This window comes from Homoserinimonas sp. OAct 916, from assembly GCF_003260275.1.
Lineage (GTDB): Bacteria > Actinomycetota > Actinomycetes > Actinomycetales > Microbacteriaceae > OACT-916.
Genome location: NZ_QJHB01000001.1, coordinates 1 through 12,564, shown reverse-complemented (window position 1 = coordinate 12,564; position 12,564 = coordinate 1). Strand labels below are relative to the sequence as shown.

Annotated in this window: 10 protein-coding genes and 1 rRNA gene; 9 read left to right on the top strand and 2 right to left on the bottom strand. The window is 64.3% G+C overall.

Annotation, left to right across the window (positions count from 1 at the left end; genetic code table 11):
* Positions 1 to 27: 27 nt before the first annotated feature.
* Positions 28 to 915 (bottom strand): Rieske 2Fe-2S domain-containing protein, encoded by an 888-nt coding sequence (locus DL891_RS00055; RefSeq protein ID WP_111718276.1) that lies wholly within the window; start codon positions 913 to 915, stop codon positions 28 to 30.
* A 162-nt stretch (positions 916 to 1,077) separates the two neighbouring features.
* On the opposite strand from DL891_RS00055, the gene DL891_RS00050 reads away from it, so the two are divergent.
* The 6 genes from DL891_RS00050 to DL891_RS00025 all read left to right on the top strand — a co-directional run bounded on the left by DL891_RS00050 (position 1,078) and on the right by DL891_RS00025 (position 7,770).
* The gene (locus DL891_RS00050) at positions 1,078 to 2,064 is read left to right on the top strand and encodes a sugar-binding transcriptional regulator (protein ID WP_111718274.1); all 987 of its coding nucleotides are present in this window, start codon (positions 1,078 to 1,080) and stop codon (positions 2,062 to 2,064) included.
* Between the two features lie 17 nt (positions 2,065 to 2,081).
* Positions 2,082 to 3,110, top strand: a complete 1,029-nt coding sequence (gene deoC, locus DL891_RS00045; protein ID WP_111718272.1) for a deoxyribose-phosphate aldolase — start codon at positions 2,082 to 2,084, stop codon at positions 3,108 to 3,110.
* Positions 3,111 to 3,128: 18 nt separating this feature from the next.
* Positions 3,129 to 4,718: an aldehyde dehydrogenase family protein gene (locus DL891_RS00040; protein ID WP_198668728.1), complete on the top strand. Its 1,590-nt coding sequence runs from the start codon at positions 3,129 to 3,131 to the stop codon at positions 4,716 to 4,718.
* Positions 4,715 to 5,587, top strand: coding sequence for an aldehyde dehydrogenase family protein (locus tag DL891_RS00035; protein WP_111718269.1), 873 nt, complete (start codon positions 4,715 to 4,717; stop codon positions 5,585 to 5,587). Before DL891_RS00040 ends, DL891_RS00035 begins: the two co-directional genes overlap by 4 nt.
* A gap of 230 nt (positions 5,588 to 5,817) precedes the next feature.
* Positions 5,818 to 6,399 carry a GDSL-type esterase/lipase family protein gene (locus DL891_RS00030; RefSeq protein WP_111718267.1) on the top strand — a complete coding sequence of 194 codons (582 nt, stop codon included), beginning with the start codon at positions 5,818 to 5,820 and terminating at the stop codon, positions 6,397 to 6,399.
* A 126-nt stretch (positions 6,400 to 6,525) separates the two neighbouring features.
* Positions 6,526 to 7,770 carry an alanine racemase gene (locus DL891_RS00025; protein WP_111718265.1) on the top strand — a complete coding sequence of 415 codons (1,245 nt, stop codon included), beginning with the start codon at positions 6,526 to 6,528 and terminating at the stop codon, positions 7,768 to 7,770.
* Positions 7,771 to 7,819: 49 nt separating this feature from the next.
* On the opposite strand, the gene DL891_RS00020 is transcribed toward DL891_RS00025, so the two are convergent.
* Entirely contained in the window at positions 7,820 to 8,098 is a 279-nt protein-coding gene (locus tag DL891_RS00020; protein WP_111718263.1) for a metal-sensitive transcriptional regulator, read from the bottom strand.
* Between the two features lie 189 nt (positions 8,099 to 8,287).
* Between DL891_RS00020 and DL891_RS00015 the strand changes: the two genes are divergently transcribed.
* The 3 genes from DL891_RS00015 to DL891_RS00005 all read left to right on the top strand — a co-directional run.
* Entirely contained in the window at positions 8,288 to 10,264 is a 1,977-nt protein-coding gene (locus DL891_RS00015; RefSeq protein WP_157962331.1) for a DUF2207 domain-containing protein, read from the top strand.
* A gap of 241 nt (positions 10,265 to 10,505) precedes the next feature.
* Positions 10,506 to 11,921, top strand: a complete 1,416-nt coding sequence (locus tag DL891_RS00010) for a stealth family protein (RefSeq protein ID WP_111718259.1) — start codon at positions 10,506 to 10,508, stop codon at positions 11,919 to 11,921.
* A gap of 524 nt (positions 11,922 to 12,445) precedes the next feature.
* Positions 12,446 to 12,564 (top strand): 16S ribosomal RNA (locus DL891_RS00005); the annotation flags it as partial.

The window sequence follows — 12,564 nt, the reverse complement described above, 5'->3', positions numbered from 1 at the left end:
TATGGCGTTCCGGCGATGGCGCGGCAGTCAATCCCAATTGGCCGACGCGAGCCGGGCGAAGACCTCGCCGTCTTGAACCATGGTCTCAAGGCATGGCTGCGGCGTTGTGGCCGGGCCGTGCACCACGTCGCCGGTGCGCATCGAGAAGACACTCTTGTGCCACGGGCACTCGACACAGGCCCCTGTGCCAGCAGGGCCGACCAGCAGGGCGCCCTCGGCGAGCGGGCCACCGAGGTGACTGCACACCCCAGACAGTGCATCGACCCGGCTGCCGGTTCTGAGAACCACCAGCCGTACATCACCGACCTGTCGTTGCTGGAGTTCGCCGTTTGGCAGGTCGTCTGCCCTGCCGAGGGAGTGCCACCCCTTGGGCAACGTGTCTTCAATGTCCCTGGTGTGGTTGACCCCGGCGGTCTGCCTGTACGACAGGTGCCCGCCCAGGAAGGCCCCGGCGAGCACGACGGAGAAACCGGCAAACCCGAGGAGTTTCCCCGAAGCGTGCCGGCCGCGAGCCCGTTGGAGAAAGGAGAGCGCATAGATGCCGGTGGCGGTGACCACGCAGGCCGCATGCACCACGCCCGTCCGGGACTGCTTGGTGTCGAGTTGGGCCCAGTCGACGAGGCCGGCCGACGCGGCCGGAAGGGCGCTGAGCACGCCGGCGCCGGCCAGTAAGGTGGTTGCCTTCTCGGTGCCGGGCACAATGTCGAGACCGGCGGCCCCGGCCCACAGGCCCAGCGGGATCTGCGCCGCCAATGGATGCAGCGGGTGCCCGATGGGCACTCCGTGCAAGAGGTCGCGCAACCATTGTGGCCGAAACAACGCCCCGACAATGTTCCGCGTGGCGCCAGCGATCGGATCCAACCACTCCTGGTCTTCCAGCCGCGCGACCTGGTCCAATACCGTGAAAGTCTTCATCGATCGGTCCTTGCTCGGTGCCGGGTGTCTGTGGGCTCCAGACTACGACGGGAGTCGGCCGGCGACCAGATGTTGCTCATGTGAGCGAACCGATACACATCTGTTGATCAACTGGACAGTTCACCGTAATCTAGGAGTGACGACGACGGGGACAGGAGAGATGTGGACGAGACCGACGAACTGCTTGCCATCCGTGCCGCCGAACTCTACTACGAGGATGCGAAGACCCAGGAGGAGATCGGTGCCATTCTGCACCTCACTCGCTGGAAGGTCGGCAGGCTGCTGGCACGTGCCCGCGAGTTGGGCTTCATCCGGATCGAAATCGTGCACCCACGCGCTCGCCGCTTATCGGCAGAGCGGATGTTGCGTGAGAAGTTCGGCTTGAAAGACGCCGTGGTGGTGCAGTCAGAGCATCGCAGCGCCCCAGAGATTCAAGCTCGTGTCGCCCAGGCCGCGGCCGACTACCTGACCGGAATGCGGCCGGTCCCACGCACCCTCGGGGTGAGCTGGGGGCGCACGCTGCAAGGTGTCGCCGACTGTCTGCGACACGGGTGGGCAACACGCGTCGATGTGGTGCAGATCAACGGCGGAGTCAGCCTGAACCGAATGGCCGGCACGGCATCCGCGACGGCAGTCGAGATCGCTCACAAGGGCTCCGGACAGGCCACTCTGCTGCCGAGCCCGGCAATTCTTGAACATCTGGAGACCAAGCGTGCCATCGAAAGGGATCGCACCGTGGCCCAGGTGCTGGAGAAGGCTCGAGCCGCCGATGCGTTCCTGTTCAGTGCGGGTGTTGCCGACGCATCCTCTGTTCACGTTGACAGCGGTTATATCACCGCGGCCGACGTCGACGAATTGGTGGCACGCGGCGCTGTGGGCGATGTGCTCGGGCGCTATATCGATGCCGCCGGCGAAATTGTCGACACACAGCTCGATGACCGCACCGTGGGCCTCGGCCTGGATGAGATCCGCCGAGCGGCCACTTCCATCGCGGTGATCGCCGGTCGGCCCAAGCACGCCGTCACCAAAGCGGTGGTCACCAGCGGGCTGTGCACGGTCCTGGTGACCGACGAGGAGTCCAGCGCGATGCTGCTCTCCGACCAGGTCGCTGCACGAGTACTGAATGGCGGGTCGCGCCGGGTCGGGTGACCGGGTGTGACCTGTGAATGAGACGAAAGAAGACGATTGTGACATTGACGACAGCCCTGGCGCCTGCCGAGCGGGCACTGAATGTTCTCGGTACCGACCTGACCGAGAAAGGCCTGCGCCGTTACCTGAACGGCATTGCCGGGGTGGATGCGGTGGGCCTCGAGCAACGAGCTGCCGCCCTGGGCACGCGGTCGATCAAGACCACGTCAAAGAGGTGGGCGCTCGACACGATCATCTCCCTCATCGACCTGACCACGCTCGAGGGAGCAGATACCCGGGGCAAGGTGCGCTCGCTGGCGGCAAAGGCGATCACGCCCGACGCCTCCGACCCCGACTGCGGCCCGGTTGCCGCGATCTGCGTGTACGGCGATATGGTGCCCGACGCCGTGGCTGCGCTCGGCGCTCACCACGGTGCCCCTGATCGGGGCAAGATCGCGGTCGCCGCGGTGGCCACCGCGTTCCCCAGCGGCCGTGCCTCGCTGCCGGTGAAACTCTCCGACACCAGCGACGCGGTGGCGGCCGGTGCCGACGAGATCGACATGGTCATCGACCGTGGCGCATTTCTCGCCGGAAACTACGGCCGCGTTTTCGACGAGATCGTCGCGGTCAAGGAGACCTGCCGCCGGGAGGACGGCACCTCTGCGCACCTGAAGGTGATCCTGGAGACCGGGGAGCTGAACACCTACGACAATGTGCGCCGGGCATCCTGGCTGGCGATCCTCGCCGGGGGAGACTTCATCAAGACCTCCACCGGAAAGGTGTCGCCCGCGGCCACGCTGCCGGTGACCCTGCTGATGCTGGAAGTGGTGCGCGACTGGTACAAGCTGACCGGCCAGAAGATCGGGGTCAAACCCGCGGGTGGCATCCGCTCATCCAAAGACGCGATCAAATACCTCGTGACCGTGGCAGAGACCGCGGGTGAGGAGTGGTTGCAACCCCATCTGTTCCGGTTCGGGGCATCCAGCCTGCTGAATGACGTGCTGATGCAACGGCAGAAGATGACCACCGGGCACTACTCCGGCCCCGACTACGTGACGATCGACTAAGGACCTTCAACCATGACAATCAGCTTTCTGGACTACGCCCCGGCCCCCGAGTCGCGCGCGATACTCGACCTGCGCGAGACGTACGGCCTGTTCATCAACGGAGAGTTCGTCGACGGGCGCGGCACACCGTTCCCGTCGATCTCCCCGGCCACCGAGGAGACAATCACCACCGTCGCGACGGCGGATGCCGACGACGTGGATGCGGCCGTGCAGGCGGCTCGCGTCGCCTACACGAGAACGTGGTCGACGATGTCCGGTGCCGATCGCGGCAAGTACCTGTTCCGGATCGCCCGGCTGGTCCAGGAACGTGCCCGGGAACTGGCGGTCGCCGAGAGCCTGGACAACGGCAAACCGATCAAGGAGTCCCGAGACATCGACATTCCGTTGGTGGCCGCCTGGTTCTTCTATTACGCCGGCTGGGCAGACAAGCTCGACCACGCCGGCCTCGGCGCCTCCCCAGCATCACTCGGGGTCGCAGCCCAGGTGATCCCGTGGAACTTCCCCATGCTGATGCTGGCGTGGAAGATCGCCCCCGCCCTGGCGGCCGGGAACACCGTCGTGTTGAAACCTGCAGAGACAACCCCGCTGACCGCTCTTCTGTTCGCCGAGATCGTGCAACAGGCCGGACTGCCAGAGGGTGTCGTGAACATCATCACGGGTGCCGGGCAGACCGGGGAGCTGCTGGTGAATCACCCGGATGTCGACAAGGTCGCGTTCACCGGATCGACCGCTGTGGGGCGCAGAATCGCCCGGTCGACCGCAGGGACCGGCAAGAAACTCACCCTCGAACTGGGAGGCAAGGCCGCAAACATCGTTTTCGACGATGCGCCGATCGACCAGGCGATCGAGGGGATCGTCAACGGCATCTTCTTCAACCAGGGACACGTCTGCTGTGCGGGGTCACGCCTGCTGGTGCAGGAATCCATTCATGACGAGGTGATCGACCGGCTGAAGGACCGATTGTCGACGTTGCGTCTGGGCGACCCGCTGGACAAGAACACCGACATCGGGGCGATCAACTCCGCTGCCCAACTGGCTCGGATCACCGAGCTCAGTGCCGTCGGCGAAGACGAGGGCGCCGAGCGCTGGAGCCCCGAGTGCGTGCTGCCCGAGAAAGGTTTCTGGTTCGCGCCGACCATCTTCACCAACGTGTCGACCAGCCACCGCATCGCGCGCGAGGAGATCTTCGGACCGGTCCTGTCTGTTCTCACCTTCCGCACCCCGGCCGAGGCCGTCGCCAAGGCCAACAACACGCCGTACGGCCTCTCCGCCGGTATCTGGACCGACAAGGGCAGCCGCATCCTCGCGGTCGCCGACAAGTTGCGCGCGGGGGTCATCTGGGCCAATACGTTCAACAAGCTCGACCCCGCCAGCCCGTTCGGCGGTTACAAGGAATCGGGCTACGGGCGTGAAGGCGGCCGCCACGGACTCGCCGCCTACCTGAAGCCGGCCGGTACCTCACCGGCACTGACCGCGGTCGCAGCCCAGACGACAGAGGCTGTGGCTGAACCCGTCGCCGAACCCGTCACGGCGTCCGCCGCCACCACACGCACTTCTGCAACGCCCTCCGCAAAGCCCCGTCGCACCTCGAAGAAGGCCACGAAATGACCCGCCTCGCCGTTTTGAAGACCTACAAGCTCTACATCGGCGGTAAGTTCCCGCGCAGCGAATCCGGTCGCGTCTATGAACTGACCGGTGCCGACGGCAGCTTCATTGCCAACGTCGCCCGGGCGAGCCGCAAAGACGCCCGTGACGCGGTCGTCGCAGCCCGCGCCGCGGTCACCGGTTGGTCCGGGGCAACCGGCTACAACCGCGGCCAGGTGCTCTACCGGATAGCCGAACTCCTCGAGGGGCGTCGCGCACAGTTCGTCGACGAGATCTGCCGTCAAGAGGGTGTGACGGCGAAACAGGCGGGCGAGCAGGTCGACACCGCCATCGATCGCTGGGTCTGGTATGCGGGCTGGGCCGACAAGTACGTGCAGGTCGCCGGCAACGGCAACCCGGTCTCCGGGCCGTATTTCAACCTGTCGACGCCCGAGCCGACCGGGGTGGTGGCGATCATCGCGCCGCAACATCCGACGCCGTCGGCGAGCCTGCTGGGCTTCGTCAGCGCGATTGCACCCGCATTGGTGAGCGGCAACACCGTCGTCGTGGTGGCCAGCGAGAAGACCCCGCTTTCGGCGATCAGCCTGAGCGAGGTGCTCGCCACCAGTGACGTGCCCGGTGGAGTGATCAACATCCTCACCGGCTCGCCGGCCGAGATCGCACCGTGGTTGGCCTCGCACGCCGACGTCAACGCGCTCGACCTGCTCGGAGCGGGTGACCTCGACTGGGTCGACCTGCAGATCGACGCGGCCGAAACCCTCAAACGGGTGCTGCCGCCCGAGGCGGGGCCGGATGCGGCGTCACCGTCGATCGATCGGATCACGTTCTTCACCGAGACCAAGACCGTCTGGCACACCAAGGGAATGATCTGAGACGCCACTGTGTAGCCAGCCACTGTGAATCCAACCGCTGTGAATCCAGCCACTGTGAATCCGGCCACTGTGAATCCGGCCACTGAGGCACGGGCATTGGTTCAGTCTGGAGAGATCCCGCTTTTCTACCTGAGCATCCGCCGCGCAGCACTGGTCAACAGCCCGTGATCGATGGATGATGGGTTCACGGCGGTGACCGGCTGCCGTCGACATTTCGGGAGGTGTGGGCAATGAGCGACCAGGCGGACCAGCCCACGATTGCGTTCGTCGGCGGAAGCCTGATCCACAACGGACCATGGCAGGAGCATCTCCCCGAGTACCGATGCCTGAACCTCGGTGTCGACGGCGACACCAGTGTGGATGTGGCGACCCGGCTGGAGTCGATCATCGCCGAGGCGCCGCAGGCGATCGTGCTCGGGATCGGCACCAATGATGTGGCGTCCAATCGCTCGGTGGAACTTATTGTGCGCACCGTCGAGAACATCCTCTTCCGGTTGCGCCGAGCATTGCCGGACACGCGCATCCTGTTGCATTCATTGCTGCCGCGAGGGGCTGAATTCAGCCCGCTTCTGCGCGAGGTCAATCGACACCTGTGGCAATTCGCTCCCAGCGTGCGGGCCCAGTACTTGGACCTGTGGCCGGCGCTGGCCCTGGGCAATGCGATCAACCCGGCGTTCAGCATCGATCGGATCCACCTCAACGAGGCCGGCTACGAGGCGTGGGTCGCTGAGTTGGAGCCTGCCCTGGAGCAACTGCTGTCGCTGCCGCCGACCAGCAGATCGATTCTGTTGCCGGATGCGCGCCGCGCCTGAGCCACCTCATCCCGCCGGAGTGAGGCAGACGACGGAATCAGCCTGAAGACGGCAGCAACTGTGCCCGCTCGGCGCGCGTGCGTGCCACGATGGACAGAACCGCACCGGAGGAAATGAGGCGATGGGATGCTCACGCAGGTGATCGACTGGCACGACAAGGCGCTCTGGCAGGTGGGGGAGCCGCGCACGGTCGAAGACTACGTCGCCGAGCAGCACTCTCTTTTCGACGGCAGCCTGAACTGGCCGGTCATGGTCATACGCGAGACGGCACTCGCGGCCAATATCGAAACCATGGCAGCGTTCTGCCGGCGGCACGAACTTGATTTCGCCCCGCACGGCAAGACCAGCATGTCGCCGGTCCTTTTCCAGCGGCAGATCGATGCGGGCGCCTGGGGGATCACCGTCGCCACCGCCCACCAGGCCCGGGTGGCCGCAGGGTACGGCGTGCAACGGATCCTGTTGGCGAACCAACTGCTCGACGGCAGCGCGCTGGATGCCATTTCAGCGATGCTGGTTGCCGATCCGGCGCTGGAGTTTCTGTGTCTGGTCGACTCGGTGGAGGGGGTCCGTGCGATCGCGGAAGCCGGAAAGCGCCGACCCGAACGGGCCGGCGGGATGTCGGTGCTGGTCGATATCGGTTTCGCCGGCGGCCGCACCGGTGTGCGCAGCTCCGACGAAGCGGTCGAGCTCGCCCGCCTGGTCGCATCGACCGAGTACATCCGGCTCGCCGGTGTGTCGAGCTATGAAGGGGGATTGACGACCCTTGATGGGGTTCGGGCTCACTATGGCGTCGTGCGCGAGGCGATCGACCGAATGGTCGACGAGCGCCTGGTCGGTGCGCACCCGGTCGTGACCACCGGCGGCAGTGCATACTTCGACCTGGTCGTCGACGCCCTCGCGGGTGGCTGGGCGCGCGAACGGGGTGTTCAGCTGATTCTGAGAAGCGGGGCCTACGTCAGCCATGACCACGGCATCTACCATGAGCGCACCCCGTTCAACCGGGTTCCCGAGGAGGGCCACTTGGAGGCGGCGATCGAGCTGTGGGCCCAGGTCGGGTCGGCGCCGGAGCCGGGGCTGGCGATTGTGGGAATGGGCAGGCGGGATGCGCCCTATGACAGTGGCATGCCGGTGCCGCTCCGGCTCAGGCGAGCTGACGGCGACGCGCCGGAGGAGGTGGACGGCCGCGCGGAGGTCACGAAGATGGATGACCAGCACGCCTACCTCCATCTGGAGGGCGGGCTCGAGGTGAGGCCGGGAGACCTCGTCTGCTTCGGCATCTCGCATCCGTGCACCGCGTTCGACAAGTGGCGGGTGGTGCCGGTGCTCGACGATGACGACCGCGTCATCGACCTGCTCAGAACCTACTTCTGAGCAGTACAGCCCGGGTGTGGAGCCATTGAACGCTGAGGGGTGCTCGCCGTCAGGACCGATTGTTGGAGAGTTCGAACAGCCTGAGAAGCTCGGTGATCGCCCTCTCGCGCACCTCACCGCCCTCCTGGAACATCTGGGTCACGTGCGTCTGCAGGTGGTTGTCCACCATGAGCTTGTTCAGGCTGGCGAGGGATTTCTGAATGGCCAGTGACTGCGTGATGATGTCGACGCAGTACTCCTCCTGGTCGATCATTTTCTCCAGACCGCGCAGCTGGCCCTGGAGGATGCGTGCGCGATGGAGGGCGCGCTTCTTGATGTCGGGGATCATGAGCCCAGCCTAGTTGACTACCGGCTATACCCATAGGGGGTATGGTTTCCCGGGTGCCGCACCCCGCGGGTTAATCGCTCCAAAGCGGAGGGACGATTCACCGTGCTCTCGGCGACATCTGTGAGCCTGGACGAGAAAAGTGTTCTGACCGGCCATAATGACCTGATGCGTCGATTCATGGTTTGTGTCATGGCTGCCCTCGCTGTACTGCTGGGCACATCGGCCACGGTCGGCAGCCAGCCCGCACTGGCGGCGGGTGTCACCGATGTAGTGGACACTGCCGTCACTGTGGGCCTCGAACGAGGAGCACCGCACCCTCCGATGGCGGGACGCGTCGACGGGCTCACGACCTCGGTCGACGACTTCTACTTCGAATCGCTCGACTCCGACTTCTATCTCGGCCGCAACGACGCCGGAAACTCCACCCTGCGAACGGTCGAGACGATCGTTGCCGTGTTCCCCGACATCGACCAGAACCGCGGAATCCAAGGGGCCATCCCAAACAAGTACAACGACCAGCCCCTCGACCTGCAGATCTATTCGATCAAAGACGGGGCGGGCATCCCCCTGAGTCACAACGTCGACAAGGAAGAGGATGGCGAATTCACCGTCGTCACGATCACAGACCGTGACTTTGGCTATGTGCACGGGGCCAAAACGTATGTGATCGAGTACCACCAGACGAACGTCACGCTGCAGCCCGACGACGCGACCGTCGAGGAGTTCTTCTGGAACGTCAACGGCACCGGAGCGCGACAACCGTTCGAACGGGTGACCGCGCGCGTGCATCTGGAGGCCGACCTTGCCGCAGCTTTCTCGGGCAGCGCCAGCTGCTACCAGGGGCACTCGAGATCTCGAGACGCCTGTGATGAGCTCACTACGGCTGAGACGGAAGATGGGCTGCTGATCACCGCGGAGGCAACGGGCTTGAAAGCCCGTCAGACCCTGACCGTGGCGCTCGGCTTCCACGAAGGAACATTCGTGCCGCGCGACAACAGCTACCTCGCGTCGCCGGCCGCCGTCGGTCAACTAATCATGTTGGGTGTGCTCATCGCGACGGCACTGTTCGCCCTCTTCAAGCGTCGGACGACGTGGTGGGATGACCCGGGCCGAGGCACGATCATCCCCGAATATCTGCCCCCGAAGCAGATCACGCCATTGTTCGCCTCCACGGTATACGGCAAGAGTGGCAAGGCGATGGCCGCCGAGTTTCTGAATCTCGCCGTCAACCACAATGTGCGTGTGATCGAAGAGCCGCCGTATTCGGGCCGCGGGAAGCCCACGTTCCACTTCGAATATGTGACGGATGATGGGCTCACCGACCCAGGGGTCGAATTGGTGAGTGTTCTGTTCGGCACCCAGCGCACCCCCGGTGACCGCAAGAACATGTCCAGGCCCGATCCCCGGATGGCCCGTGCGATGCCCGAACTGGTCACGAAGGCCAAAGAGCTGGCGCTCACCCTCGGTTACCGGCACAAGGCCACCGGCCGCGGCAGAACGTGGATCTTCGTCGTCGGCGCTGCGGCGACCGTGCTTTCAGTCCTGTTCGGAATGGCGGTCCCCGACGACGGACCGGGTGCACTGTTATCGACGCTCGTGATCATGGTCGCGGTCGTGGTTCTCGTCTGCCTGATCATGCTGGTCGTCGGCGTTCGCCCGATCACCGCGTTCGGGGCAGAACTGCGTGACTACCTCAAGGGGCTTGAGATGTACATCAGATTGGCCGAGGCTGACCGCATGCGCGTGCTGCAGAGCCCCGAGGGGGCTGTGAGAGGGCCGTTCCGCCCAATCGGCGAGACCCCGTGGTCGACTCCGAGCGCGTCCTCCATGGGCACCACGGCGGAGACCACGGCGGAGACCACTGTGGAGACCGGACAGATCGTGAAACTGTATGAACGGCTGCTGCCGTATGCGGTGCTCTTCGGGCTGGAGAAACAGTGGTTCAAAGAGCTGGGCGAAGTCTATGAGCAGACGGGAACCCGGCCCGATTGGTATCACGGCCAGGGCGCCTTCAGCTCCGCCGTATTCGCGGCGGGTGTCGCCGGCCTCACCGACACCGCGACCAAGTCGTGGTCCGGAACCTCGAGCAGCTCCTCCAGCAGTGGGTCGACTGGTGGAGGTCACGCCGGTGGCGGTGGCGGTGGCGGCGGCTTTGGCGGCGTCTGACGGCGGCCCGGTGCTGCTTGGTAGAATTGCCCTCTGCACGATCGAGCAGTGAGGAGGCATCATCACCGACCAGCCCGCTCCGCACGACGCCTTTTTCGTCGCACCCGAACCGGATGACGCCAAGGTCGACGCCAAAGCACCGCGCGCCTCATCCGCGGCCCGATTGTTGCAGCGCCCTGACATCACGCGCTTCCGGCACCGCCTCTGTCTGGTCAACCACACTCTCACTCCGCACGAGGCCATGGTGGAAGACCTGCTGTTCATCCGCCGGGTTCTTGATGAGGCGCAGATAGAATTCCTGTTCGTTCGCGGCAACGACGAGCGGCCCGTGATCGCAGCGGACTGGGAGGACCGCAAGCGCCTTCGCGCGGCACTGGTGAGCGCGTGTCAGGACGAGCCGTTCTACTCCCAGGTCGTCGACGCCCGAACCGGCAGATCCCTGCTCGTTGCAGACGGAGACCTCGCCGACTCGTCGAAGGCGCGTATCTTTCGGCTGTATCGGCCACGGGTCGAGCCGGCGGGCGGCCTGAGCTATGGGGCGTCGGCGGGCGTGCAGCTGGAGTTGTGGGAGATGGCCGGCGACGAGTACCTCCTGCCGATGGAGAACTCGCTCACTCGCATGTGGTTGCCCAAGGCCGAGGCGGTGCGCAGCACTGTCGAGCGCTTCGGCCTGAGCTGGCCGACGATCGAGAACATGTTTGCCGAGCACGCCTCAGACATCAACTTTGACATCGACATCGTTTTCTCCTGGGTCGACGGCAACGACCCGGAGTTTCAACGCCGGTGGGCGGAACGGATGGCGGAACACCAGGTGGGCGAGGGTGACGACTCGACTGCGCGGGTCAGGCAGGTAGACGAGCTCCGTTACGCGTTGCGCTCGATCCACATGTTTGCGCCCTGGATCCGGCACATCTTCATCGTGACCGACTCGCCAGCACCGGCTTGGCTGTCCGAGCACTCCATGGTCACCGTCGTTCGGAGTGAAGACTACTTTCCAGACCCCACCGTGCTGCCCACCCATAACTCGCAGGCCATCGAGAGCCAGCTCCAACACATCTCCGGCCTGGCCGAGCACTTTCTGTATTCCAATGACGACATGTTCTTTGGTCGGCCGGTGACACCGAGCATGTTCTTCTCCCCGGGCGGGGTGACCAAGTTCATCGAGGCAGACACCCGCATCGGGCTGGGCGAGAACCACGCGAGGCGCAGTGGTTTCGAGAATGCGGCCCGGGTCAATCGCCGGCTGTTGCACGAACGGTTCGGACGATTCACCACCCGGCACCTCGAGCACGCGGCGGTGCCGCTGCGCCGAAGTGTGCTGCACGAGATGGAGGCCGAGTTCGCTGCAGATTTCGCCCGCACCGCTGCCAGTCGGTTTCGTTCCAGTACCGATATCTCGGTCACGAATTCGCTCTACCACTACTACGCGCTGCTCACCGGGCGTGCGGTCGAGCAGCCCAACGCGCGTGTCAGCTACATCGACACGACCACCGCCGCCGGCCTGAAGTCGATGGAGTCATTGCTGCCCAAGCGGGAGGTCGACTTCTTCTGCCTCAATGACGGAAGCTTCCCCGAAGTGGATCTCGAGGTGCGTGCACGTACCGTGACCGATTTTTTGGAGCGGTACTTTCCGATACCCGCGCCGTGGGAGAAGTAGCGCGACACGCCCGGGAAGCGCGAACATTTGCGGCCGGTGCCGGATGCACGTAATCTTCTTACTTGTCACCCCAAAGGTGCGGGAAGTCCTGAGCGGCTCCCGGCCTCACGTGGGGACATCTGGTCAAAGAAAGTCATGACGCGCAATCGGCGTGACCGAGACCCAATCCCATCACAATATCGTGTGCAGCCTCAACGGCTACCTGTAAACGGTGGCTCTCAGACTGCCACGGTGATGGACACAATCAAGTTGCCCCGAAAGTCATGGCTTCACCGTCATGTGTCGGGTGCGTCTGATCCTTGAGAACTCAACAGCGTGCACAATGTCAAATGCCAAAAACCCCGGGCCACTTTGGTGGTCAGGGATTCCTTTGGAAAATGATTAAACAACAAAGCAAGTCAGTAATGATTTGTTCTGTCAGTTTCAAACTTGTGTCGGGTACCACCTATTCCGGTGGCCTGGCACTCTAGATGTGACGCCGGGTTTTTCTGCTTGTCAGGAGGGCTTGGTTAGTCGATCAAACATTTACGGAGAGTTTGATCCTGGCTCAGGACGAACGCTGGCGGCGTGCTTAACACATGCAAGTCGAACGATGAGGCTGGAGCTTGCTCCGGCGGATTAGTGGCGAACGGGTGAGTAACAC